The sequence below is a fragment of the Vreelandella profundi genome (assembly GCF_019722725.1).
Lineage (GTDB): Bacteria > Pseudomonadota > Gammaproteobacteria > Pseudomonadales > Halomonadaceae > Vreelandella > Vreelandella profundi.
In genome coordinates, this window is sequence record NZ_CP077941.1 from 3,314,369 (window position 1) to 3,340,085 (window position 25,717).

The window sequence follows — 25,717 nt, forward strand, 5'->3', positions numbered from 1 at the left end:
TAATCTCTCTTTTTTATAATAAACGTTGGGGGTCAGGTTTCGGATTTCGCTTTAAGGCGCTCTACTTGGCTGGTTAGATAAAAACCTAACCGGCGTACAGGATCAGGCGGCATCCAACTAGCGGTGCCAAACAGCGATGCAATATCCTCAACGGGCTGCCCTAACGCTTTGCGCGCCAGCGCATCGCCGAGGAAGGTGCCCTTGACGATCCCGCCACCATTACACCCTGCCGATACATACAAATTGGGCTGAATCTCACCCCAGAATGGCGCGCCGTTATAGGTAAGCCCGGTGGTGCCTCCCCACATCTGGTCAAAGTGCACGGGAGCGATGTCGGGATAGCGAGCTTCAAGGCTTGCTCTTAATCCGTCTTCGACACGAGCGTTATCGGCTTCGCGCTCATAGCTGTAGCCTGAACGAATCATCAATCGCCCGTCGGCCGTGGTGCGCAGCGTACAACCCAGCCGGTGCGCAGGCAGCAGCCCCCAGGTTGTAGCCGCAATACGCTGACGATCCCGCCCCGCTAATGGCTCGGTGATAGCGGCATAGGTATAAATAGCCGTTAGCCGCGAAGAGTCGGCACCAAAAGCCCTCGAAAAAGCGTTATTGGCGAGTATCACTCGCCCAGCCAATACTTCACCTTCCGAGGTAGAAACACGCCATTTTTTGCCGTCAGGCACAATCTGCGTGGCGGGCGAATATTCGTGCAGCTCTATTCCGGATTCCAACGAATCTGCCAAGCCGGTAATTAATGCGGCTGGCTGGACCAGATAACAGTCCGGCGAATAAATGCCGTGCGAGTAATAATGGGTACCAATTTGTTCAGCGAGCTGGCCCCCACTTAAGGTCTGATAGGACAGTCCAGCCGCGTTAAGAAAGTCTTCGTATTGTTTAAGTGAACGCTGGCCTATCACGCTTCTGGCCGCTCGGTAAGTGCCGCTATGCGCTAACTGGCAGTCGATACCTAGGCGCTCAACACGCTCACGCAGCAGCGCCATCGTTTGCCGGCTCAGCGCGTTTAGCTGCCCCATGCGTTCAAGCTCTTCGGGCTGAGCGTCGTTCGCTAAGGCAATTTCTAACATGAAGCCAGAATTGCGCCCCGGGCTACCTTCACCGACTCGATCAGCCTCAAGAATTTTGATGCGATCATCCGGCCGCGCTTGCTGCCAGGCAGTGGCCGCCGCAAAACCGGTATAACCCGCGCCGATGATGACCACCTCTGCCTCAGACTGGCCGCTTAACGCTGGGCGTACCTTTCGCGAAGGCAGCCATGAATTCCAGCCGCAAGGGCGCTGATGGGAAGGATGTGTAAGGGGTTTCATGGTGATTTAATCCAAATACAAAAGGCCGTGTGCCTTGTTAACCATGCCGGCCACTTCGTCCTGCATGCCTTTGAGAACGTCCGCCTTGTGGTCAGCTGTCATACGCGATTTCAGCATCGAGCAGCTCATAGCCCCCAAAGGATGACCGCTGTGATCAAGGATAGGAATGGCCAAGCCGCTGTACTCAGGCAGTAGAGATCCCTCCACGCCGTGAGCATAGCCATGGGTAAGTAGATAGTGTATTTCCGCTTCAACATCGGCAACGGCGATCGCATATTCGCTATGCAGTCGTGCGGCGTTATGGCTGAGTATATCGCTGCGCTCATCAGCCTCCAGATAGGCAAGCAAGGCGATAGATGCTTGCCCAACACCTAACGGCAGGCGGCCGCCCGTAGCGCTCACGAAACTGCCCACAGGGTAGGCGCCGTTCTGTACTTCCAAGCAAACAGCATTAAAACCATCGCGCGCAAAGAGATAAAAACTATCGCCACAGCGCTGAGCTAAAGCCAGCAGCCTAGGCCGAACCAGGTCACGCAGCCCGGCGCCATTGCCTGCCTGAGCGCCGAGCACCAGCAGTTCATACCCTAATAGATAGCGCCCACGAACAGGAGAAGAGCGCAAAAATCCTTGCTGCTTGAGCCCTTTTAATAATCGATAAAGCGTTGGACGACTGAATTCGAGCGCATCGAGATAATCATTGATGCTGGCACCACGGTGCCCGCCACGTGCAGTGATCTGCAGCACCTGCATGGCATGAACCAACGTCGAGGGAGTCTGTTGCGTATTACTACCGGGTGAAGGCATGTGTGCAGGCATGGCGTGCGTCATTTTTTGTTGGTGTGGCTTAGAACATAGCAAGACAACTTTACGATTTCATCTCACTAAATGAGACACAGCAATCTTGACAGCCGTCTGCCGAACAGGCCATTGCCGATACATAGTGACTTCATCCGGCCTTCAATTGAGGCAGGGCATCCGACTAAACAACGTTGGCCCAGCCGCCTCGATTTCTCTAAGATAAGGGTTACTCTTTTCTTTCACGAGCCGCCTTTATGAAACCTGAAACTATCGCCCTCCATTATGGTTACGCGCCGGATTCGCAAAATGCCGTTGCGGTTCCGATACATCAGACCACCTCGTTTTCCTTTGACAGCGCACAGCACGCAGCGGATCTGTTTGATCTGAAAGTGGAAGGCAATATTTATTCTCGCATCATGAACCCGACCTGCGCCGTGCTAGAGCAACGAGTAGCCGCGCTGGAAGGCGGTATTGCGGGCCTAGCGGTAGCATCAGGAATGGCAGCGATCACCTACGCCATTCAAACCATTGCAGAAGCGGGCGACAACATCGTCTCAATTAGCGAGCTGTATGGTGGCACCTACAATCTGTTTGCTCACACTTTACCGCGCCAGGGTATTCAGGTGCGCTTTGCCGACAAAGACGATATTGCCGGCATCGAAGCGTTGATTGATGAGCGCACGAAAGCGGTATTTTGCGAAAGTATCGGCAATCCCTCTGGCGGGATCGTCGACCTACGGGCGCTTGCGGATGCCGCGCATCGCCACGGCGTCCCGGTGATTGTGGATAACACCACGGCATCACCGTTCTTATGCCGGCCAATTGAACACGGGGCGGACATTGTCGTCCATTCGGCCACCAAATACATTGGCGGCCACGGCACCACGGTGGGCGGCGTGATTGTAGACTCTGGCAACTTCCCCTGGGCGGAACACGCCAGCCGGTTCCCGCTGCTAAACGAGCCGGATGTCTCCTATCACGGCGTTAGCTATACCCGCGATGTAGGCGATGCCGCTTTCATTACCCGCGCGCGCGTTGTGCCGCTGCGCAATATGGGCGCGGCACTATCTGCCCAAGCAGCCTGGAATCTTCTGCAGGGGCTGGAAACGCTGTCACTACGAATTGAGCGGATCTGCGCTAATGCGCTGGCGGTCGCCAAGCATCTAGACGGCCATCCGCTGGTGGCGTGGGTGCGTTATGCAGGGCTGGAAAGCCACCCCGATCACGCATTAGCCCAACGCTATATGCATGGCCACGCTTCGGGCATTCTTAGCTTTGGCATTAAGGGTGGCCAAGCCGCTGGTGAGCGCTTCTACGATGCACTTTCGCTTATTTTGCGGCTGGTCAATATTGGCGATGCTAAGAGCTGCTCCTCTATTCCGGCATCTACCACGCACCGCCAGCTGGATGATCAAGAGCTAAAAGCAGCCGGCGTCACCCCGGACATGGTGCGCCTATCGATTGGCATCGAGCATATCGACGATCTGCTGGCCGATATCGACCAAGCGCTCGCCGCCTCCCAAGGCTAGCGATGTCTCAAGCGCGCTGGGCAGTTACACTCATCGCTTCCGGTGCGCTTGTATTGGCTGATTATTTAAAGATGTGGCATAGCCCAATTCGTTGGCGCGAACTAACGTTGGCTTCTATCATAAACAAATGGACAGCGTTAACTCAGGATGAACTAACGCGACAAATACAAGGAGAAGAGCATGTTGAAATTTTTAGCTAGCACCGTCGGTATCATCTTTATGATCGGCCTGATAGTTGTTATTGGCCTTCTAATGCTGATCTTCTAATAGGCCTGTCAACACCATAAAGGCCCAGTTAACCGAACACGTATCGATTAACCGGGCCATTGAGCACTTAATGTGCACGCCGAGTGATGAAAGCCTCGTTAGGAACGACGCTCCCACAGCGTGACTTCCGAGAGGCTGTGCTGGTATTTATGCATTGTCTCTCTAATCACAAAGGGGACTTTTTCGGGATCGCTAATCATCCGGAAATGAAGTTCAAGCAGCTCCTTCAGGCCATTCAAGGTGCTGACATTTTCGCCGTTTTTCTTGATTCCGCCGATCCACTCCTCCTTCGGCGTATATTCCTCCAGCCACGTGTAGGGTGAGGCGATCATGAGAATGCCACCTGCATTGATGCGCTGGTGCACGGTTTGCAGGAACTGTGCAGGCTTATACAGCCGATCAATTAGGTTAGCGGCCACTACCAAGTCGTAACCGCTGAACTGCGGCTTGAGGTTGCACGCATCGCCTTGGTGGAAGCTGACGCGATCGACCACGTCTTCTAGTCCTAGGCTTGCCAGCGTACGTTCCTGGTAGGTGACCAGTTCGCCCTCTTCTGCACGGGTATAACGCAGCACTTTCTGCTCCGCCATTTCGACGCCCTGGCGGATAAAGTTGGCCGAAAAGTCCACGCCATCCACCTGCTCAAACTCACGGGCCAGCTCGAAGCTGCAGCGCCCGCTGGCGCATCCTAGGTCCAACGCGCGTTTCTTGGGTCGGCCATCCATACTGGCTAATGACCTGTTTGCCAGTGCCTGCGGAAAGTTGGCAACGCCAAACCACTCTTCGCCGTAATGGAATTCTGCGTACTCCGCCATACGCGCATCACTTTCGTAATAAGCGCTGGGTAGCGTGACTTCCGCATCTGACACCACATAGCGAAAGCCCGCATGCTGGAAGAAATGCCGCCGAAACGCATAGCGAGCGCTAAGCCGCGTTTCATTACCGCAGGAGATCCAGGAGCCGCCCTTGATCAGATTATGCTGGTTGTCGAACGTCGGCGTGGTGAAATCATCGTACAGCGGGTGCACATCAAAGCCTGGGAACGGGTAGGTGGGCGTTTCCACCCACTGCCACACATTGCCCACCACATCGAACCACTGGCCATGCTGGAAGCGCGTCACAGAGCACGAAGAAGCGCCGTGATCCAAATGCAGATTGGCATTGGCAGCCGCGTCATTTTCCAGCTCGGACACACCCGCTTCATCCGCCAAACGATGCCACTCATCTTCCGTGGGCATACGCACGGTCTGGCCCGTCTGTTCGCTTTTCCAATGACAAAAGGCTTTGGCCTCGTGGAAGTTGACCTCTACCGGCCAGTCCCAAGGCATTGCCACTTCTTCGGCCATCAAGCGCAGATGCCATTCGTTTTTCCACACCCAGAAAGTGGGATGGCTCGCCTTGGCAAAATTGCGCCAGCCCAATCCCTCCTCCGACCAGAAGGCGTCGGACAAATAACCGCCGGCTTCGACAAACTCCAGAAACTCGTTGTTACTGACCAGGAACTGGCTCGCTTTAAACTCTTCAACGTCGGCACGGTGATGACCGTACTCGTTATCCCAGCCGTACCACGGGTCGTCAAACGACTTGCCTAGCGCCACCTCGCCTTGAGGCACCGTGATCAAAGTGTTCTCTGGCGGCTCACCGGTGGTGCGAATAGGCGCCCACTCAGGCTGTGGTGACACCAGGTCGATTGACTGCTGACGAATCAATACCGAAGACGTTTCAAGGTGGATACGCTCGTGCTCGATACCCATGACGATAGGCCAGAAAGGACTATCCCAACCAATAGGCAGCGACATCGGCAACTCACGAATCAAAGCGAGCACTGCGGCGCGAACCTTGGCGCGGTAATCCATCACCTCACTGACCGACGGCCACTGATAGTGAGCGTCATTCAGGTCGTCCCAGCTCATCTCATCAACGCCAATCGCAAAAATAGACTCCATATTCGCGTCTATCCGAGCGGGCAAGAGCTTAGCCAGCACCAGCTTATTAACGAAGAACGTCGCGGTATGCCCGAGGTAGAACATCAGCGGATGCCGAAGGGAGATCGACTTACGCAGGTAAGCTTCTTCGCTGGCAAGCGTTGTAAACAATGACTCGTATCGATCGAAGGTGGCAGTGAAGCAGGCCTCGATGTTGCGGCGCGTTGCTTCCGGGTCATTACCTGCGAGCATGACAGTACGGGGAAATAAATCGGACGACGTCGATGCTTGCCGCCCAATGGGGGAACGTGTTGAGGACATATTTTGGGGCGCCTTTATCGGTAAACGACGATGGGATGCATGACGGAGCTGTTCACTGAAGCGAGTGTCCAGCGTGGGATTTGAACGGAAGCTATTCGCATTTTGCGACACGTACACATGCCGATAGCCACCACACTCTTGGTAATCGTCGTGTCTCCGCTGCAGCAACTGACGTTAAGTGTAGAGGTAAACATAGTAAGACATTAAAAACCAAAAACTCGTACAAAATCTACCTTTGGTTGTACAAAACTTTCCACGCATCAAAAGACACCTCTATAGCAGGCCACTAAAAAAGTGATTCGATACTCTGGCAACCAGTAGGCAAGGGGAAAGATGAGTGCCCGCACGGGCGTAGCAACAGCCTGATAAGGAAGTATTTTTCTAACGGAATAGGGTACAATTGCAGAGCAGCAAAGGGTTCCAAAGCGTCACGAAACGACGTATATAAGGCTGTCCACTTTAGACAATGATCCGCACCTCAATGGCAAGAAAACCTCTACATTAATTTCACAGGTACTCTACAACCTAATTGCTAACTGTAACGATCTCAACTAACTTTGTTACAACGGGTGCGCTAAAACTTTTCTAATGCTGGCTTACTCACTCGCTTCTGAACACCACTGACTGCGACTGCGCCCACTTGGTGCGCTCCAACCGCCGCGCAGGCAGTCTGAGTCAGCCAGCAAGGAGGACATTGAATGTCGATAACATCAGAAAAGCACTTGCCCGAATCAGTAGCGGCCTGGCTTGATCCAGAAATGGACTCGGTTAAAGGTACAGAGACGCCTAAAGATCCCAATAAAGGCTATATCGCCCTGCTTGGCTGGAGCATTAATGCTATCAAAGCGGCGCAAAAATTTGACCGCCGTTATATCGTGATTGCTCCGGAGTGGGCTGCGGATTTTTGTACCGCCAATAACATCCCATTTATCCCTTGGGATTTTATCCGGTTGAATGATCGGTCCATGGAAATCGCCGTGAGGTTGAAGGAAGAAGGCGTCGATATCGCCATTCCGCTGTTTGAAGAAACCGTTGAGTGGTCCGGTGCCATCAACTCGGTTCTCCTCGACAGCCCTCGCATGTTTGGTCAATCCATTCTGTTCCGTGACAAGGCCTTGATGAAGCGTCGCGCGCAGCTTGGTGGTATCCGTGTGGGTATCTTCGAAGAGGCGCACGAGAAAGAAGACATCGTTCGCTTTATGAAGCGCGTTAACCAAACGCTGCTCAAACTTGATGGCGACCCGAACGACCCGATTCACGTGAAGGCGTTCGACAAAGCCGGCTGTCTCGGTCACCGAATGATCCGCACGCTCGAAGAAATCGACAACATTCCGGACGAAGAATATCCCTTACTGATGGAAAGCCATCTGGATGGTTGGGAGTTCGCCGTTGAGGCCTGGATTCATGATGGTAAAATCCAGTTCCTGAACATTTCCGAATACGTAACGTTGGGTTATTCGGTATTCGTACCGGCAACGGCAGAACTTGAAAGCTGGCGTAATGCGATCACCAAACAGATCGAGCTGTTGATTAAAACGTTTGATATCAAGTTTGGCTTGATTCACCCCGAGTACTTCGTCACCGCTGATGGTGAGATGTACTTTGGCGAGGTGGCCTATCGCCCACCCGGGTTTAAAGCGTTTGAACTGATCGAAAAAGCCTACGGCTTCAATGCCTATCAGGCATCCATGCTAGTGTTCGATCCGAAAAGCACTAAAGAGGAAGTAGCGGCCTTCTTCCCCAAAGAAGTGGTCGATGCGAAGGGTTACGCAGGCTGCTTTGGTGTCTATCCGCGCCGTCGCGTTGTCAGCAAACTGGAAATGCCTACAGAGTGCGTTGATCACCCCTATTTCGAGTCACATGAGCTGGTCGCGCCGACGGAAGAGACGGTGCCTGACCGGGCTGCTTTCGGCACGCACTGGGGCTTAGTCTTCTTCTTTGGTGACGACCCCATCAAGATGCGCGATCTGCTAAAAGCGCAAGAGGACCTCGACTTCTACGTGTAGAGAGTCGTTGAAGCGAGGTCGCTGAAGCTGGCCCGTTGAAACAGCACGCGCCTCTATGGACGCGCTATTAGCATCAGAAAGCGATGCTGATAGCGCGTATTTTTTTGCCAGCATGGCGTAATCGCCCTATAACTCCTACGTTGTTTTAAGGGCGAGGTTTTAAGGGCGAGTTTGAAAGGCCGGTTTTGAAAACAGGGCTGCAAAACAGAGTCGCAAAGATAGCTATAAAGACAGCTATAAAGACAGTTATAAAGACAGTCGTAAAGACACAGGGAGCTACAACAATGGATGCACTGGCGCGAAAGCTGGGCCTTAAGACAGATTCCACCATATTTTTCACATCGGCCGGGATCATGATCCTGTTTTTAGTGGCGCTGTTGATTGCGCCTGACCCCATAGGAGCAGCCTTCGGCGCCGGGCGTGAATGGATCGTTACTAATCTTGGCTGGTTCTTTATTTTAGGGGTAACAACCTGGGTGGCGTTTCTGCTGTGGGTGGCTTTCAGCCGTTACGGTGCGATCCGCCTAGGCGGCAATGATGCGAAGCCTGCCTATACCAACGCTTCCTGGTTCGCCATGCTGTTCGCTGGCGGTATCGGCACGGTGCTGATGTTCTGGGGCGTAGCCGAGCCGATTTCCCACTTCGCAACACCTCCGCGCACGGGTGTCGAACCCTTCTCAGCGACAGCCGCCGCCGATGCCATGAGCTTTTCGATTTATCACCTGGGACTACATACCTGGGCGATTTTCGCCATGCCGGGGCTAGCGTTCGCATACTTTATCTATCGCTACAACCTGCCAATGCGTTTCAGCTCGGTCTTCTATCCTTTTTTAGGTGAGCGTATTTACGGCCCTATTGGCAAATCTCTCGATATCTTTGCCATTCTCGGCACGCTCTTTGGCGTAGCCGTCTCTATCGGCCTGGGCACCCAACAAATCAATGCGGGGCTAACGGAGCTGTGGGGTGTTCCGGATGCCGTGATAACCAAGGTGCTGATCATCGCTGTGCTCACCACCGTGGCCGTGGGCTCAATCGTGGCGGGGCTGGATTCTGGCGTGAAACTGCTCTCCAATATCAATATCGGCATGGCCGTTGGTCTGTTGCTGTTTGTGCTTTTTACTGGATCGACCGTTTTTCTTTTGCGTGCCGTGGTCGAAACCTTTGGTCTCTACATAACCAACCTGCTGCCCATGGCGTTCTGGAATGACACGCTGGCACGGTATTCCAGCGAAGGCGGCGCCTGGGGCTGGCAAGGCAGCTGGACGGTCTTCTACTGGGCCTGGACAGTCACCTGGTCACCGTTTATCGGCATCTTCGTGGCGCGGATTTCTCGCGGGCGGACGATCCGCGAGTTCGTTCTCGGCGTGCTGTTCGCCCCTTCCATCTTCACGCTGATCTGGTTTGCAATCTTCGGCTGGTCGGCGATGGAGATTGACGGTATTGGACCCGAGGCCCGGGCAGCATTAGGCGATCAAGCCGGTATCTTGTCAGCAGCCGTCGCCGAAAGCATTCCGCTCGCCATGTTCGCGTTTTTTGATAACTTCCCGGCCGCGACATTGATTAAAGGCTTAGCAGTGGTGATCGTCGCGATCTTCTTTGCCACCTCATCAGACTCCGCCTCTCTCGTCGTCGATATGCTATGTACCGGCAGTCCAGACCCAGGCCCCTGGCATCAGCGCGTTTTCTGGGGTGTCTCGGAAGGCATGCTGGCTGCCATGCTGATCGTACTGGCCGGCGATGCCGGGCTGACAGCACTGCAGCAGGTTATTACCGTTGTCGGCCTACCGATGTTTATTCTAGTATTTATCATGATGTTCTCGCTGTATCGCGGCCTCTCTCAGGAGGATCTCAGCGAAGTACGGGTAGGCGCACCGCCCAAGCGGGAAGAGTTGAAGCCGCAAGATTAGGAGGCACATAACAGGGGCCTGTGGGCAATCGCAGGCCCCTGCATTCCCATGGACAGACACAATCCACGATAATGAAACAGCGCGTTACAGCGCTGCTAACTTTTCCTGCTATTTAAATCCCATGCCTGTCTTAGACGAGTCACCGCATGCGACCATTTAGGAGCGGTGGGTTTACAGACCGTGTTCTGGTTGCCGAATAAACCCACTTCACTGAATGCTTGGCTGCGCCCTTCGGTATACTGGCACCAAGTACTCGGCGCTCTCCTCTTCGCCATCAAGCACTCGATAAAGAGGTGGATACTCGCTCGCCGAAGCAAGTTCTAGCAACGTTTTGGCGCCGCTCTCAGTTTCAAAGTGATACTCTGCGGCACGGCAGCGCTCACCAATAACCTCGCCGACACCGACATAGCCCGTTTTCATACTGTTGACCCATACACGGTCGCCTTCTGAAAGCATTGCAAGAGTTTTGGAATACCACGCCGTGCTAGCTCCCACGGCCTATCATCGCCAAATGACGCGTAGAATCCTCCGTTCCAGGGCTCTTTATTGGTTTTTCTTGCTACCGGTTTAGTCGGCTCGTCGGGGTCGATCATCCAAGCGCGGCTGAGGTAGCGGTTGCCGTTATCCTCAAACGCGCTAAAGAACATGGCATTAATCGATAGCTGAGCATACTCATTCAGATAGTTGATAATCCGCTCGCTACTGGCATCTAGCTGCGTGGCAGCCACCACCATCTGATGACTTTCATTGAGCGTGACACCGTCTAGCGAGAGACCGAACTTGGCCTCTAAAGCTTCACCTAATGTGTCATGAGTGCGTGAATAGCGTTCAGCGAATTGCTGGTAAATATCGATCAGCTGATAGTCGGCTAGCGTCACTATCCAAGAAGCGTAGTCGATAGACTGAGCCACCACATTATCTTCGAAGAAAGCGCGGACGAAGATGACTAGGCTTTCCTCTTCTGAGCGGCGGAGTGATCAGCCTAGAGAACACAGAGTTTGGTCGCTTATGCCGGATCACCAAGCTACGTGACTCGGACTTTAAAGAACAGCAACATTTCCATCAACTTAACAAGCAGGGCGACGTCACCCCATTCTCAGTAGCATCCGGGTTTAGAGTCTGAAGTTACTTTATCGTTTTTTAACGCCAGTTGCTCTGCATAGGCGGAAGGCGTTAACCCTCCAAGTCCTTTCTTCGGCCGCTCCTCGTTGTATTCCCGTCGCCACGCCTCGATGACGACCCTGGCGTGATGTAGGCTGGTGAACCAGTGCTCGTTGAGACATTCATCCCGAAAACGCCCGTTAAACGATTCGATGTAGGCGTTTTGATTGGGTTGTCCAGGTTCGATTAAAAACAGTGCAACGCCACGTAGATGCGCCCATAACAGCATGGCCCGCCCACAGAATTCCTTTCCATTGTCCGTACGAATGGCGCTAGGTAGGCCGCGTTGTAAAGCCAGATGATCCAGCATCCGTGTTAAAAACAGACCACCAATGGCACGTTCAGGCACGATAGCCACGGCTTCATGCGTAGCGTCGTCGACAACGGTGAGGTTCTTAATGACGCGGCCTTCCGCTGTACGGTCAAACACAAAATCCATTGACCAGACCTGATTGGCAGCATTAGGGCGGCTCAGTGGCTTACGCTCAGACATGGGAACCTTCTTGCGCTTGCGCCGTTTTATCTGCAATCGAGCCGCGGCATAGAGGCGCTCGACGCGCTTATGATTGACCCGTTCACCGGCTTGACGCAGCTTCAGATAGATCATGCCAGCGCCATAACGACGATGCCGATGGGCCAAGCTAACAATGCGTTCACGCAGTGCCTCATTGCGATCAGGGGCCGCTTGATAGCGCAACGCGCTGGCACTCATACAGATGACACAGAGCGCACGGCGCTCACTCAGGCCACGCGAGACCATGAAGCGCACCATCTCGCGGCGTGCAGGCGCGCTCACCACTTTTTTCTCAGCGCCTCGCGAGTGACCTCCATCTCCAGTAGCGATTCGGCGAGTAGCTTCTTTAATCGCGTATTTTCGGTTTCGAGTTCTTTGAGTCGCTTGGCGTCCGGTACGCTCATTCCGCCGAACTTGCTGCGCCAAAGATAATAGCTGGCTTCTGAGAAACCGTGCCGACGGCACAGCTCCTTGATGGGCAGTCCCGCTTCGGCTTCGCCCAGGAAACCAATGATCTGTTCTTCGCTGAAACGCTTCTTCATGTCCAATCTCCTTACGCATAGGATCGGACTCTAAAGTGTAGCGCTACTCAATCAGGGGGGGACGTCGAGCTCTTCCCACTTTATCCCGATTCACACCGACCATTGCCCATCATCACCATCAAGGTGGACACATAGCGTGATTTTAACATGTCCGGTTTTCGGACCATTTTGACCTTTGGCGGCAGTGCCTTACCTGTGCTTCACATCCTATTATGATTACCTTTGGCGATTGCACTCGCTTTCCCAGTTTAGCATCACGATAAAATTCCAAAATGCCCGTACAGGCTAATCATCGGAGGATATGTCATCCACTTATCACCGTGAACTCTCAATTGAGATTCAGACTTTCTGACACCCGTGAATGCGATTACTAAGACAAAAAGTTTCCCAATAGTGAGTGCCTTATCAACCAAGGTAAGTGCAACTTTCTTTCGTACCCAAGGCGTACCTGTAAGTACTTGATGCTGGATATTCTGCTCTGCCTGTTCGAAGGCCACCAAGAGTTGAGTCGTGGGAATATATAACCACGATAAGAGGGGTTAGCAGAAAATATACCCCATTATCCAATTAAGCTATGGAATGGTGTGATACAAAGTCGAGAAGCGAAAGATATTCGTATTAGTGAACAGCTGCATATCGAGCGTGAGCACCTCGGTTTTTCACTAGATTAGCGGATCAATATCCCTGGAGAATTTTAGGTATTTTTTCGGAAGCCACCGACTCTTTTAGCCAACACGCTGTTATCCCGATCAATGAATGCGACAAGACTATGCTAGTGGGTGGATGCATTCTAAGTGCAACACTACTTAATGGTTGGCGGCTGGACTTTCTTAATGCTTTGCCATTAAGAAAGTCCAGCACTTCAATTAGGCACCTAAAGTGCTCCCCGCCCAATGTGTAACATTGGACGGGGTAAGTGCCAGAAGCACTATTAACTTTTATTGACCAAACGCTCCATGTTTAGCGCAATTGACAATACCAAAATCAAACCTTCTTTTAACAACGACATACCTATTACGGCGAAGTAAAAATACACCAGCATGATCGAACCTGAGAGCAGTTACTCTCCCATATTTGGTAACCGCTGCCTCGATGTTGATGACACGGTTGGTGCCTGGCGACGCGCCTTGTAGATGCTCTAGACGACCTTCAACCCATTTGACCGGAGCGCCAACCTTGCGCGCAGCCAGTCCCATCATTACCACATAAGTGAAAACCCCCTGCTTGATGCCAAAACTGCCACCGGAGTCCGGTGGTGTACGCAAGCGTAAGCAGTTAGATGAAACTTTCAATGCACGCGCCATCACCGAATGCAGCGCGAATGGCCCTTGGAAGTTAGAGGTAACGTCATTGGTGGAAGAGGCTGGATAAAACTGGGCGAGTACGACGTAACATTCGATCGGCATGCAAGAACTACAGGGATACTGAACCTTGAGCGATACGCGGCGAACAGCCTCTTCAAAGGCCTTCTCAGGATTGCCATAGCTAAAATGTCGATCATTTACGACATTTCCCCTAGTTTAATCATGAAGGACAGCTGCAGCTTCCCCAAGCGCGTCTTCTGGATCGATCACGACGAGCAATATTTCATAATCGACACGGACAGCATCCAATGCATCTTCGGCAAAGTAGCGACTCTCGGCAATCACGACAGCGACAGGTTCACCGACGTAGCGCACTTTATCGACCGCCACACACCAATGCTCCATGGGCTGACGTACACCAACAGCAAATGGAGCCTCCCAGCGCTTGACATATTCCCCTTTCAACACGCCGTGCACACCAGGCATGTCTAGAGCTTGGGGTAGGTTGACCGAAGTAAGCCGTGCATGGGCATGCGGTGAGCGCAACACTGCAGCATGCAAGGTACCCGGAGGTGTAGCGAGATCACCACCATAGCGTCCAAGCCCCCTCAGCAGGGCTTCGTCTTCGACGCGAGCTTGGCTCTTGCCAATAAAGTTGCTGTGCTTACTATTAAGTCCGGTTGGCTCAAGCGCGGTCATGCTCTCCTCCTTGGTGGCGTCATGAAGGCCGACCACCTGTAAGGGAGTCTAAGGAGCACACGTGGGGAAGCCTTGCCTCACAAAATGAGAACCTCCCGAATTGTACTGAGATTTTCCCGAGAGTCTGATCCGTGCAATAGCCCCCAGACACAACGCGCCGCGACAGGGTGGTTCAACACATTAATAGAAGGCAATTGACCTTCACTGCGCTCAGCGAGCACTGCCGTCTGGCAGGCGTGCGAATCGAAGAAGGCTGTCGAGGGTTGCTAAGATAGTTTTGGAAACTGTTTCACACCTAGGGTGCGAACCGCTGAAAAATATGACATTTCCAGATGAAAGCTAAGCATATCGTCTTCGCTTGCATCGATGCCTGATTCTTACTGAGTCGGGTTAACAATGCTTTTCAAAACCTGCCTCGAAGCTTGTTCAGACAGAACAGCGAGCATCCCAGCAGCGTAAGGCATAATGAATATCAACACGACGCTGATAGAGTATCGCCATCGTCTCACTCAACCTAGCCAGACAAAGGTTCTCTCGACAAGCCAGCGATGGCGTCCGAGTCGTTGATCACCCTCTATGCCCCGGCGAGCGATGCGAGGCTGGATGCCGCGAGCCTGATATGACCGGCGGCAGCGAGAACGCTCTGGTCGGCCCCATGAAACTGCTGAACACTATCGAGCATCGAGCAGAGCCATCAAAAGCAAACTGTCATGCATGTTGACCCTCGACAGTAGGATGGCCAACGGAACATGCGTTTACCATTTATTGATAACGGCCATGGTCAACCTAGAAACGCAAACCAACCTTTCATCGTTATTTTTGATATGTATTTCCCATATCTGAGTAGATCCGCCGATATGTAGCGGCCTCGCTGTTCCATAGACCCAGCCAGACTGCATTGGCCTCACATGGTTCGCATTAATCTCCTGGCCAACGGCGATCTTGCTGCAGTCTTTCAGACAGAAGTTAGCAGCTATACTACCTAGGGTTTCAGCAAGTACTACCGATGCACCACCATGCAGTATGCCGGCAGGCTGAATGGTTCTTGCATCTACTGGCATCCTTCCACTAAGAGAATCATCCCCAATTTTAGTGAACTCAATTCCGAGATGACTTATTAGGGTCTCCTTTGCACTCAAGCCAAGCTCATCAAGAGTTATCTGTTTTTGCCAAATCATAATTCATACCCTGTTATGATAACCAATCACACGATTAATAAAAAACCGCAGATACAAGCGTTGCTATACTATTAGAAAGAATCTACGTCTTTCCTGAACCGTTGAACAACAGCTCCTCCCTAGCCGGCTATCAGCCCATACATGTTCAAGCCCCATTAACTTAAGCCAGTTTGGCTTATTAGTGAAGTCGAGCAGCCCTCTTATTAAGCGGCATGCTTGCGAGGATGTAGAGCCGAAGGAGCAATATTCAGGCGCTTTCGCTATCGAAACCTTCTTATTAGTGAGGAGCACCCAAAGGTATAGCGATTCCTCACGGGAGCGTTGCCGCCGGACTGGTATCGCCAAAGCGTCGTCGAACCAAGTCCTTCCCATGCGGTCAACATGGACTTCACCTCGCAGCTGTACGAGCGCCTATTCAGCCCCGGCGGATTATTCATACGGAGCCTACCCGGAAGGCTGGAAGTGCCAAATGATCTTTTCAGTAAGCCTCTATTAATATCCGTAACCATGTTTGCATTACCCTCTCTATGGTCGAGTCCTGTCAAAAAAGGAAACCTGCATCGCTTGTACAAGCGTAAGGCCCTGGGCCGTGCTCAGAGCGAGGAAGTGCTGGATACACTGAAGCTATATGTCGAAGCCGGAAAGGTCTTAGGTGATCGTGATAGCGCCCAGGAGTGGCTTCACAGCGAGGTTCGAGCGCTGAATGGGTCTCAGCCCATCGATATTTTCGAGACCTTCGCTGGCCGCGAAATGGTGAGGGATGTACTGGGCAAGATTGAGCTCGGGGAGTTCAGCTAATAATATTTTGGATGCGGGGAGGCAATCATCTCGCAAAGCCACATAAATGCCCTTAGCACTTACCAACACTAAGGATACCCGAGTCAAGTTATATCGAATCACCTAAGTACGCTATTCGACCACCCTTTCTGGCCAGGGCGGAAGCTGCCGAGACGGTGGACGCTGGAACAAAACCGGCCATTCTTTACTGTATTTCGGCCTGTTAGCTGCGACCGTCATGCTCGAAATGGGGAACTACACCTCGAATCCCCGGCGGCGTTGCCAAAATCATGCACATCACCGCGCCAAGTAATGACTTCTTCAGGCTACCGCCCTCGGTGAACACCACGAATAAAGCCCATCGTGAACGTAAGCATGGCCACCAAAGTGATGGGCAAAAAAATCCAGCAGCCCATGCCAGAAGTTGGGGTCCCTGCCACTCATAGGGCGTTTCTCTTTTCGTCTTGGGTTCATAGCGCACCTCTCGGGCGGGCTTCGTCAGTTAGTCGATGGAAATACCGCCAGCCGCTTCATAAACACTCAGCAGCTCATCTGTCGCCAGCTCCCGCTGACCATAGCCAGCATCTGGGACGCTTGCCCAGATGCGCCGACACGTATGAGTCGCTTCTTTGATGCGGCCATAATGGATTAGGGAAAATGCCTTGCATTAGCGTATTAGTTGAATAGCTCCTAGACTCAGTATTGAGACTGACTATTGCTGAGGAAGGCCACTACACTCACCGTACTATAAGACTCCAGGGCAAATAACCAGACTCTAAGGCATGAATGCATATTTCCGGGCAAAGCGTCGCGCCGGGTAATTGGCGAGAATTAGCTTTGAATGTTCGTGCATAAAAACAAGAGCTCGCCATGTATATGCAAAAAAGTATTGCCGAAGCCACCGTCGGTCATATCGGAAGTCGTCAGGCTCGAGTCGAGGACGCAGCTCTGCTTCAAGGCCAAGGTCGCTACGCTGACGACATGGCGACACCACCAGGGACCCTGCAAGCCGCTGTTGTCCGTTCTCCCCATGCCCACGCCCGTATCCGTTCGGTGGATGCCTCACGCGCTCTGACTATGAAAGGCGTACATGGTGTGCTCACTGGCGACGACGTCAAGCGCTGGTCTAACCCATTTCCGGTAGGCGTCAGAGCACCTATGGAGCATTGGCCTCTGGCTGTCGACAAGGTGCGCTACGTTGGCGAACCGGTCTGCGTAGTGATTGCCGACGACCGCTACCTAGCCGAGGATGCTCTGGATGCCGTTCAGGTCGAATACGAGCCGCTGACACCGATCATCGACCCCGAAGCGGCCACCCTAAATGATGCGCCGATTCTGCACGAAGCCGTAGGCAGCAACGTGGTAAACGAACGCAACTTCCGCTACGGCGACCCGGAGCGGGCTTTCGCCGAAGCGCCACACCGCATCACACTGAAGGTTCAGTACCCGCGAAACTCCTGCACGCCGATTGAATGCTACGTGGTACTGGCGCAGTACCTGCCAGCCTCGGAAACCTATGATGTGATGGCCAATTTCCAGGGCCCCTACGCGCTGCACTCGGTAATGTGCCGGGCACTCAACGTGCCGGCCAACCGCCTGCGCCTGCGTACCCCGCCGGATTCCGGTGGCAGCTTCGGCATCAAGCAGGGGGTGTTCCCCTATGTGGTGCTGATGGGCTTGGCCTCGCGCAAGGTCGGTGCTCCGGTGAAGTGGGTGGAGGATCGCCTCGAGCATCTACAGGCCTCTTCCAGCGCCACCAACCGCGTCTGCGAAATCGAGGCCGCCGTGGAAGCCAATGGCCGCGTCACGGCCCTGCGCTACGACCAGATTGATGATTGTGGCGCTTACCTACGGGCCCCTGAACCAGCCACCTTCTACCGCATGCACGGCAATCTCAGTGGCGCTTACACCATCCGAAACCTGGCGGTGCGCAACCGGGTGGTGCTCACCAACAAAATGCCTACCGGGCTGAACCGCGGATTCGGGGGCGGTCAGGTCTATTTCGCCCTTGAGCGGCTGATGCAACACGTCGCTGCAGAACTCGGCCTCGACCCGCTCGAGGTCATCCAGCGCAACCTGGTTCCCGCTGGCGTGTTCCCTTACCGCGCAGCAGCGGGCGCACTGCTCGATTCCGGCGACTATCCTGCTGCTGTGGAACTGGCGCGCCGTAAAGGCAATCTCGACGAGCTCCTACAGCGCCGTGACCAGGCCCGTGCCGAGGGACGTTTGTATGGCATCGGCTATGCCGCTGTGGTGGAACCCTCAATCTCCAACATGGGCTACATCACCGTCGCCATGACGCCGGAAGAGCGTCAGAAGGCTGGACCGAAGAATGGAGCAGTGAGCACTGCCACAGTCAGTGTCGACCCGCTCGGCAGCGTGACCGCTCACGTGTCCTCGACACCGCAAGGTCAGGGCCATCAAACAGTGGTGGCGCAGATCATTAGCGAGTTACTAGGTGTGAAGCTGGAAAGCATCAACGTGAATGTCGAGCTGGACACCGGCAAGGACGCCTGGTCGATAGCCTCCGGCAACTACTCGAGCCGCTTCTCCGGCGCCGTCGCCGGGTCGGTGTATAACGCCACCTTGAAGATCCGTGAACGCATGGCCGCCATCGCCGCGGACATGTGGCAGGTATCCTCCACTGACGTCCGCTTCGCCGACGGCAAGATCTTCGTAGAGAACGGCCCTAGCCAGCCCTTTCATCGTGTGGCTGGCACCACCCATTGGTCACCGGGCCTGCTGCCGGAAGGCGAAACAGGCGGTCTGCGGGAAACTGCCTTCTGGACGCCTCCCCAACTCGAGGCGCCGGACGACCAGGACTGCATTAACAGCTCTCTGTGTTACGGCTTCATCCTCGATTTCTGCGGAGTAGAGATCGATCGTGTCACCGGTCAGGTACGCATCGACAAGTACGTCACTACCCATGACGCCGGGCGCATTCTCAATCCAATGCTGGTCGAGGGACAAATCCTCGGTGCCTATTCCCAGGCGCTAGGCGTGGCGCTAATGGAAGAGTTTGCCTACGGCGAGGACGGCAGCTTCCTTTCTGGCACCCTGGCCGACTACCTGATCCCGACCGCACCGGAGGTAGTCGACCCGGTGATCCTGCACATGGAAACTCCCTCGCCCTTCACCCCGCTGGGGGCTAAGGGTGTCGGTGAAGGCAACAACATGAGCACTCCGGTGTGCATCGCCAATGCCGTAGCCGATGCGCTAGGCCGCTCTGACATCAAGCTTCCTCTGACGCCGTCGCGGGTTCGCTCAATGATCGGCATCGACGAGCCGACGGCGCCAGAAGGTCTTGTTATGGATGCACCGAAGGTAGCCGGTGGTTCGGCCCTGCAGGCTAACGACTTGATTGAGATTCCCGCGTCACCGCAGCAGGTATTCGACGCCATTCTCGACCCCGAGACGCTGAAGGCCATCATCCCGGGTTGCCACGCCTTGGAACTGGAAAGCGAAAACCATTACCGGGCCGACGTCACCGTCGGCGTGGGCATGATCCGCGCGCGCTTCGCCGCACGGGTCGCCCTGACCGACCTCGATCCACCGCACTCGCTACGTCTGTCCGGCTCCGGCAACAGCCCTATGGGCTCGGCTACCGGCAGCGCAAAGATCAATCTGGTGGCGCTGGAGAACGGGAATACACGGTTGGAGTACGCCTATGAGGCCGCAGTGACCGGTAAGGTCGCCGCCGTCGGCGGGCGCATGTTGCAGAGCGCCTCGCGCGTAATCATTGGCCAAATATTCACCCGTCTGGCCCAGCGGCTTTCCGGCAAGCCTATCGACACCAGCCTGTGGCAGCGCCTGCGCGCCCTGCTCGGCATGGGAGGTACGAAATGAAACCCGCCGTATTCGACTACGTCCGCGCGGCCAACAAGCGCGAGGCCCTGCAGCAGCTTACAGAGCACGGTGAGCAGGCCCGGATCATTGCCGGCGGCCAGTCGCTGATGGCCGTTCTGAACATGCGCCTAGCCCAGCCGAAGGTGCTGATCGACATCAATCAGGCCAGCGATCTGCATTATCTGAAGGTGGAAAACAACTGCCTTAAGGTCGGTGCGGCGGTGCGTCAGGTCGAACTGCTCGACCGTACAAGCTTAGTCGATGAAGTCCCCCTGCTGGCCCAGGCGATGCCTTGGATCGGCCACTTCCAGACGCGCAATCGCGGCACCGTGTGCGGCTCGGTCGCGCATGCCGACCCGAGCGCCGAAATTCCGCTGTGTCTGGTCACTTTGGGCGGCACTGTAGTGCTCGAATCGCTCAAGGGCAAGCGCCGCGAGGTTCCCGCCGCCGAGTTCTTCCAAGGCGTGCTAACCACTGAGAAGCGGCCGGACGAGATGGTCGTGGAAGTCCAATTTCCACTGCGTGAGGCCGACGTGATCTACCGCTTCCACGAGGTCGCCATGCGCCACGGTGACTTCGCCCTGGTGGCGCTCGCCGCCTGTATCCGCCAAGGAGAGGTGGACCTGGGTGTCGGCGGCGTCGCCGACCGGCCAACGTTGCGCCGCCTGCCCTTGGGGGCAGAACTGAAGGATTCACTCAATACCCTGGCCTGGTCGCTTGGCGCCCAAGACGACGTGCACGCCAGCGCACCCTACCGCCGCCAGCTGGTACGGGAACTGGGCCAACAACTGATCGAGGACAACGACCATGCACGTGCGAGCTGATCAGCGCTTCCCCATACAGATAGAACTCAACGGCCGTCAACGCGAAGGGCTCGCCGAGCCGCGCATGCAGCTGTGTGATTTCCTGCGCCACGAATTGGGCACCACCGGCGTGCATGTCGGTTGCGAACACGGCGTCTGCGGCGCCTGCACCGTGCTGGTCGATGGCGTTGCCTCACGCTCCTGCCTAATGCTCGCCGTGCAGGCCCACGAGCGCCGGGTCGACACGGTGGAGTCGCTATCACGTGACAACATCATGAACGACCTGCAGCAGGCCTTCAGCCGCCACCACGCACTGCAGTGCGGCTTCTGCACCGCGGGCATCCTGATGTCCTGCGTGGAATTCCTCGAGCGCGTCCCGAGCCCGGACGAAACCCAAGTTCGCGACATGCTCTCCGGGCATCTGTGCCGCTGCACCGGCTACACCGGCATGGTCCGGGCGGTGCTAGAAGTGGCGCAGCAACGACAAGTAACACTTGTGGAGAACAACAACGATGTTTGACCTTGGACGCAGCTTTCTCGCCGCGGTCGAGCGGCGCCCCAATGCCGTAGCGATCAGCGACGGCGACCTGAAGAAGAGCTACGAGGCTTGGTTCAGCGACATCCAGCGTGCCGCGCACGGCCTCGAAAGGCTCGGCCTGAAAAAAGGTGACCACCTCGTGGCGGTGATGCAGAACCGCTGGCAGATGGCGACCCTGCACTGGGCCTGCCAGTTCAGCGGTATCATAATGACCCCGCTCAACTGGCGCTCCTCCGCCGACGAACTCGCTTGGTGCACCAATGACGCCGAAGCGCGTGTGGTTATCCATGACGATTCCGCCCAAGAAGCCGTTGCCGGTTGCGGCAAGAGCACCTGGCAGTGCGTCAGTGTCGGCCAGCCGGGCAACGATAGCGCGATCAGCTTCGAAGAACTGTGCGCCGAAACGCCAAGCGAAATCATCCTGCGCGCCGACCCCGAGGACTGGTCGTTGATGCTCTACACCTCCGGCACCACCAGCCGGCCTAAGGGCGTGCCGCGCCGCCACCGCGCCGAGCGCGCCGCCGCGGTCGCCCACGTAGCGCAGAACATGTACGGCCAAGAGGAATGCACCCTCGGCGTGATGCCGCTCTACCACACCATGGGCGTGCGTTCGCTACTGTCGATGGCATTGCTAGACGGGCATTTCGTCTGCGTGCCAAAGTTCGATGTGGAAGCCACGCTGGACGCCATTGAGCGCGAGAAGGTCACCAACCTGTACTTGGTGCCGACGCTCTACCACATGCTGATTGAACATTCGGCCTTTAGCCCCGAGCGGGTAGCCAGCGTCACCAAGCTAGGTTTCGCCGGCGCGGCCATGAGCGATGGGCTGCTGCAACGTGTTGAGGCCGCGTTCAAGCCGGAGCTGTTCGTCAACCACTATGGCAGCTCGGAAATCTACACCTTCACCATCGACCAGAAGGCCAGCGCCAAGCCTGGCTCGTCTGGCCGCAGCGCGCTGAACCAACGCATTCGCGTGGTGGCGCTGGGCAGCGAGTCGCCGGACGACCTCTGCAAGCACAACGAGGAAGGCCAGATCATCGCCGACCTGTCCAGCGACGAGGCCTTCGAAGGCTACTGGAAGCGGCCCGACGCCGATGCCAAGTCGATCCATGAGGGTTGGTACTTCACCAGCGATACTGGCTTCTTCGACGAGGACGGCGACCTGTTCGTGACTGGTCGTGTCGACGATCTGATCATTACCGGTGGCGAGAACGTCAGCCCGGCGGAGATCGAGAACGCCCTATCGCTGCACCCTGCGGTCGAGGAAGTCGCCGTGATCGGCCTACCCGACGAACAATGGGGCAAGCTGGTCGTCGCCTTCATCAAGCTGCGTCATCCGATTACTGAGGAAGAGCTGGACGCCCACTGCGTATCCTCGGGTCTGGCGCGCTTCAAGCGCCCGCGCCGCTATGAATTCATCGACCAGATCCCCAAGTCCCCGGTCGGCAAGATCTTGCGCCGCGTACTGGTGACCGATTACGGCCACCCCACTTCCGCCAACTAACACTATTGCTTTACACGAGGAAAGAACTTACATGAATACTCAGCAGATCGAACAATTCCTGAGCACGGAGTTCGACGGCTTCACCGTGGAACTGAACCTCGAGCACGAGCGCGGGGACATCATCCTCGGCCGCCCGCCGTTCAACGTCATCGCCATGAGCCAGCGTGAGATCCTGCGCCAAGTCTTTGAAGCGTTTGATGCCCATTCCGGGATCCGGGTGATCGTGTTACGTGCCCAAGGCGAACACTTCTCCAGCGGCGGCGATATCAAAGGCTTTTTGGAGGCCTCGCCGGAGCACGTTTCTAAGCTGGCCTGGAACGTCGCCGCGCCGGAGCGCTGCACTAAGCCGGTGATCGTGGCCAACCGCGGCTACACCTTCGGCGTCGGCTTCGAGCTGTCGCTGGCCTGCGATTTTCGAATTGCGTCGGAAACCACCCGCTATGCTCTGCCCGAGCAAAACCTCGGTCAGATTCCCGGTTCCGGCGGCTCGGCTCGGCTACAAAAGATGATCGGCATCACCCGCACCAAGCACATCGTTATGCGCGCCAAGCGCATCTCCGGCCAGCAAGGTTATGACTGGGGCTTCGTCACCGAGTGCGTGCCCGACGCAGATCTAGAAAGCACCGTCGACGCACTGGTCGATGAACTGCGCCGATTCTCGCCGCTCGCCCAGCGTACGGCGAAGAAACTGATCAACGACAACGAGGACGCATCACTAAAGGTCGCCATTGAGATGGAAGGCCACTGCTACAGCCGCCTGCGTAGCTCGGCGGACTTCAAGGAGGGCGTCGAGGCGTTCCACAGCAAGCGTCCGGCCGTATTCCGCGGCGAGTAATACCTATGTGACTGCGACGGTTGCACGTCTGGGCAACCGTCGACCTAGCACCTGATGCCCTGTATGGGCTAAGCGCTAAGCGCCCCCCACCGTATGCCAAACCGCCCTGGCTCTTATAAAACAATTAACTAGCGGAGCACACCCATGTCTAGCCCCGTCGCACCCGATGCAAACGCTTCCCATGCCGAACCAGTTACGAAGACCCCCTTGCGCCATGCATTCAACTCGAAGTCCATCAGTGCAGGTGTTGTCGCCGCGCTGTTCGGTTGCACTGGCCCTGCGCTGGTCATTATCAATGCCGCCGAAGCAGGGGGCCTGACCAATGGCCAGACGGTCGCCTGGCTGTTCGCCGTGTACGTGCTGGGCGGCCTGATCAGCCTTTTCATGGCGCTGCGTTATCGTCAGCCGATCTGCGGTGCCTACACCATTCCCGGCGCAGCGATCCTGGTCGGTTCGCTCAGTGTCATTCCCTTCAGCGAGGCTATCGGGGCCTTCATCATTAGCGGCCTGCTAGTGCTGATCCTCGGTGTCACCGGGTTGATTGGCCGGTTAATGCGCTGGCTACCGATGCCGATCGTGATGGCGATGATCGCCGGTGCGCTGATCCGCTTCGCCACCGGTGCGGTGGACTCGGTTGTCACCGCGCCCATCATCGCAGGAGCCGCGGCGCTGAGCTTCTTCCTCGTTACTCGGTTCGCCAAATCGGTACCACCGGTGCTGGTGGCTGGCGTTGTTGGGCTGGTCCTGGCCTTCGCCATGGGCCAACTGCAGCCGGCCGACGTGAATATCGGTTTCGTCATGCCGGCTTTCACCCTCCCTAGTTTCTCTCTGGACGCTTTCCTGGCTATCACCATCCCGCTGACGGCACTGGTGATTGGTGCAGAAAACGCTCAGGCGACCGGTGTGCTGATTACAGAGGGCTACCGCCCTCCGGTCAATGCAATGACGGTAATCAGTGGCATCGGAGGCATGCTCGCCGGGCTACTCGGCGGTCACAACGCTAACATTGCCGGCCCGATGACCGCCATATGCTCCTCTGAGCAGGCCGGTGAGGACCGCAACCTGCGTTATGGTGCAGCCTTGGTGAACGGTGCGCTGTTCGCGCTGTTCGGCTTATTCGCCGGGCTTGCCGTACCCTTCATCCTGGCTTTCCCCAAGGCGCTGATCGTCGTGATCGCTGGCCTGGCCATGCTGGGCGTACTGCTCGGCGCACTGCAGCAGGCCTTCCAAAAGGGCGGTTACTGCCAGATCGGCGCCTTTATTGCGCTAGCCGTGGCGATGAGTCAGTTCTCCTTCATGGGCATCAGCTCGCCGTTCTGGGCACTGCTATTTGGAGTTTTGGTGTCCGGGCTACTGGGCGAAATCAAGCGCTGATCGGATGTGACTACCGTGCCAATCGCACGGTAGTCACCTATAGCGGACTGTGATGAGGTGCATCAAAATTCATTAATGGACAGGGCTTACCCGCTACTCCTAACTTGGGCTCAAGCCAATCAGGACGACAGCCACGCCCTGCAATGGCATTTGCGGTGTCGTCGCAATACGGTCGGTACCGCACAGACAATGCCGATTCATATAAATAAAACTATAACTATCAGATATTCGAGCCTGGCTATGGCGTTCTCAATGAATTGTCGGCGTGTCATCAAATTCGATTTCGGCTATCAGTACCTCAAGGGTTAACTGACTGGAACAGTCCTCTTATAGTGCAGCCATTAATAGAATAAGATGAAAAACGATCTCACCACTCCCGAGCTCAAGGGCTAAACCTAGATAAATGAGGCACAGCGCAACATAAAAAAACTGATTCAGGGCAAGCCCTGTTGATCCCTGAGAGCAGCATGAGTCTGAGCTGCGGTGAAAAAAGGGGCCTTGGGCTAAGCCAGAGCCATTATCAAACGCCGCTAGAGCCGGTGCTAAAACGAAGAACGGCCACATCGG

At 55.5% G+C, this 25,717-nt stretch carries 20 protein-coding genes and 2 pseudogenes; 12 read left to right on the top strand and 10 right to left on the bottom strand.

Annotated features, from left to right (window positions below; genetic code table 11):
- Nucleotides 1-32: 32 nt before the first annotated feature.
- Nucleotides 33-1,322, bottom strand: coding sequence for an NAD(P)/FAD-dependent oxidoreductase (locus KUO20_RS15175; RefSeq protein WP_235040665.1), 1,290 nt, complete (start codon nucleotides 1,320-1,322; stop codon nucleotides 33-35).
- A 6-nt stretch (nucleotides 1,323-1,328) separates the two neighbouring features.
- Nucleotides 1,329-2,138: an IclR family transcriptional regulator gene (locus KUO20_RS15180; protein ID WP_235040666.1), complete on the bottom strand. Its 810-nt coding sequence runs from the start codon at nucleotides 2,136-2,138 to the stop codon at nucleotides 1,329-1,331.
- Nucleotides 2,139-2,374: 236 nt separating this feature from the next.
- Here KUO20_RS15180 and KUO20_RS15185 point away from each other — a divergent pair, with 236 nt between their 5' ends.
- Nucleotides 2,375-3,649: an O-acetylhomoserine aminocarboxypropyltransferase/cysteine synthase family protein gene (locus KUO20_RS15185; protein WP_235040667.1), complete on the top strand. Its 1,275-nt coding sequence runs from the start codon at nucleotides 2,375-2,377 to the stop codon at nucleotides 3,647-3,649.
- 219 nt (nucleotides 3,650-3,868) lie between these two features.
- Nucleotides 3,869-3,916, top strand: a complete 48-nt coding sequence (locus KUO20_RS16860; protein WP_479715083.1) for a hypothetical protein — start codon at nucleotides 3,869-3,871, stop codon at nucleotides 3,914-3,916.
- Nucleotides 3,917-4,014: 98 nt separating this feature from the next.
- On the opposite strand, the gene ovoA is transcribed toward KUO20_RS16860, so the two are convergent.
- Nucleotides 4,015-6,162 (bottom strand): 5-histidylcysteine sulfoxide synthase, encoded by a 2,148-nt coding sequence (gene ovoA, locus KUO20_RS15190; protein WP_235040668.1) that lies wholly within the window; start codon nucleotides 6,160-6,162, stop codon nucleotides 4,015-4,017.
- Nucleotides 6,163-6,860: 698 nt separating this feature from the next.
- Between ovoA and KUO20_RS15195 the strand changes: the two genes are divergently transcribed.
- Together KUO20_RS15195 and KUO20_RS15200 are read left to right on the top strand one after the other, a co-directional pair.
- Nucleotides 6,861-8,168 carry an ATP-grasp domain-containing protein gene (locus KUO20_RS15195; RefSeq protein ID WP_235040669.1) on the top strand — a complete coding sequence of 436 codons (1,308 nt, stop codon included), beginning with the start codon at nucleotides 6,861-6,863 and terminating at the stop codon, nucleotides 8,166-8,168.
- A gap of 284 nt (nucleotides 8,169-8,452) precedes the next feature.
- A complete protein-coding gene (locus tag KUO20_RS15200; RefSeq protein WP_235040670.1) occupies nucleotides 8,453-10,075 on the top strand; it encodes a BCCT family transporter in 1,623 nt (540 codons plus the stop codon).
- Between the two features lie 207 nt (nucleotides 10,076-10,282).
- Here the strand turns inward: KUO20_RS15200 and KUO20_RS15205 are convergent, their stop codons facing one another.
- The 7 genes and pseudogenes from KUO20_RS15205 to KUO20_RS15235 all read right to left on the bottom strand — a co-directional run bounded on the left by KUO20_RS15205 (nucleotide 10,283) and on the right by KUO20_RS15235 (nucleotide 15,473).
- A complete protein-coding gene (locus KUO20_RS15205) occupies nucleotides 10,283-10,495 on the bottom strand; it encodes a hypothetical protein (RefSeq protein WP_235040671.1) in 213 nt (70 codons plus the stop codon).
- Nucleotides 10,492-10,986, bottom strand: a complete 495-nt coding sequence (locus KUO20_RS15210) for a hypothetical protein (RefSeq protein WP_235040672.1) — start codon at nucleotides 10,984-10,986, stop codon at nucleotides 10,492-10,494. The genes KUO20_RS15205 and KUO20_RS15210 overlap by 4 nt, the downstream gene beginning before the upstream one ends.
- Nucleotides 10,987-11,171: 185 nt before the next feature.
- Nucleotides 11,172-12,101 (bottom strand): IS3 family transposase, encoded by a 930-nt coding sequence (locus KUO20_RS15215; RefSeq protein WP_235042500.1) that lies wholly within the window; start codon nucleotides 12,099-12,101, stop codon nucleotides 11,172-11,174.
- Nucleotides 12,029-12,292 (bottom strand): transposase, encoded by a 264-nt coding sequence (locus tag KUO20_RS15220; RefSeq protein WP_078087611.1) that lies wholly within the window; start codon nucleotides 12,290-12,292, stop codon nucleotides 12,029-12,031. The genes KUO20_RS15215 and KUO20_RS15220 overlap by 73 nt, the downstream gene beginning before the upstream one ends.
- A 938-nt stretch (nucleotides 12,293-13,230) precedes the next feature.
- A pseudogene (locus tag KUO20_RS15225) lies at nucleotides 13,231-13,743 on the bottom strand (molybdopterin cofactor-binding domain-containing protein); the annotation flags it as partial.
- A gap of 69 nt (nucleotides 13,744-13,812) precedes the next feature.
- Nucleotides 13,813-14,295: a hypothetical protein gene (locus KUO20_RS15230; protein ID WP_235040673.1), complete on the bottom strand. Its 483-nt coding sequence runs from the start codon at nucleotides 14,293-14,295 to the stop codon at nucleotides 13,813-13,815.
- Nucleotides 14,296-15,050: 755 nt separating this feature from the next.
- The gene (locus KUO20_RS15235) at nucleotides 15,051-15,473 is read right to left on the bottom strand and encodes a hotdog fold thioesterase (RefSeq protein ID WP_022523788.1); all 423 of its coding nucleotides are present in this window, start codon (nucleotides 15,471-15,473) and stop codon (nucleotides 15,051-15,053) included.
- A 564-nt stretch (nucleotides 15,474-16,037) separates the two neighbouring features.
- Here KUO20_RS15235 and KUO20_RS15240 point away from each other — a divergent pair.
- From KUO20_RS15240 to KUO20_RS15270, 8 genes and pseudogenes are all read left to right on the top strand, one after another.
- On the top strand, nucleotides 16,038-16,271 hold the full coding sequence (locus KUO20_RS15240) for an MbcA/ParS/Xre antitoxin family protein (protein WP_235040674.1): 234 nt from the start codon (nucleotides 16,038-16,040) through the stop codon (nucleotides 16,269-16,271).
- A gap of 178 nt (nucleotides 16,272-16,449) precedes the next feature.
- Nucleotides 16,450-16,563 (top strand): annotated as a pseudogene (locus tag KUO20_RS16845) (hypothetical protein); the annotation flags it as partial.
- Between the two features lie 557 nt (nucleotides 16,564-17,120).
- Complete coding sequence (locus KUO20_RS15245) at nucleotides 17,121-20,096, top strand: xanthine dehydrogenase family protein molybdopterin-binding subunit (protein WP_235040675.1); 2,976 nt, start codon at nucleotides 17,121-17,123, stop codon at nucleotides 20,094-20,096.
- Nucleotides 20,093-20,920 carry an FAD binding domain-containing protein gene (locus tag KUO20_RS15250; RefSeq protein WP_176305019.1) on the top strand — a complete coding sequence of 276 codons (828 nt, stop codon included), beginning with the start codon at nucleotides 20,093-20,095 and terminating at the stop codon, nucleotides 20,918-20,920. Before KUO20_RS15245 ends, KUO20_RS15250 begins: the two co-directional genes overlap by 4 nt.
- Entirely contained in the window at nucleotides 20,904-21,419 is a 516-nt protein-coding gene (locus tag KUO20_RS15255) for a (2Fe-2S)-binding protein (protein WP_022523793.1), read from the top strand. The genes KUO20_RS15250 and KUO20_RS15255 overlap by 17 nt, the downstream gene beginning before the upstream one ends.
- A complete protein-coding gene (locus tag KUO20_RS15260; protein ID WP_235040676.1) occupies nucleotides 21,412-22,941 on the top strand; it encodes an AMP-binding protein in 1,530 nt (509 codons plus the stop codon). Before KUO20_RS15255 ends, KUO20_RS15260 begins: the two co-directional genes overlap by 8 nt.
- 31 nt (nucleotides 22,942-22,972) lie before the next feature.
- A complete protein-coding gene (locus KUO20_RS15265) occupies nucleotides 22,973-23,776 on the top strand; it encodes an enoyl-CoA hydratase/isomerase family protein (protein WP_235040677.1) in 804 nt (267 codons plus the stop codon).
- A gap of 144 nt (nucleotides 23,777-23,920) precedes the next feature.
- Nucleotides 23,921-25,150 (top strand): benzoate/H(+) symporter BenE family transporter, encoded by a 1,230-nt coding sequence (locus tag KUO20_RS15270; RefSeq protein ID WP_176305015.1) that lies wholly within the window; start codon nucleotides 23,921-23,923, stop codon nucleotides 25,148-25,150.
- The last annotated feature ends 567 nt before the right edge of the window (nucleotides 25,151-25,717 follow it).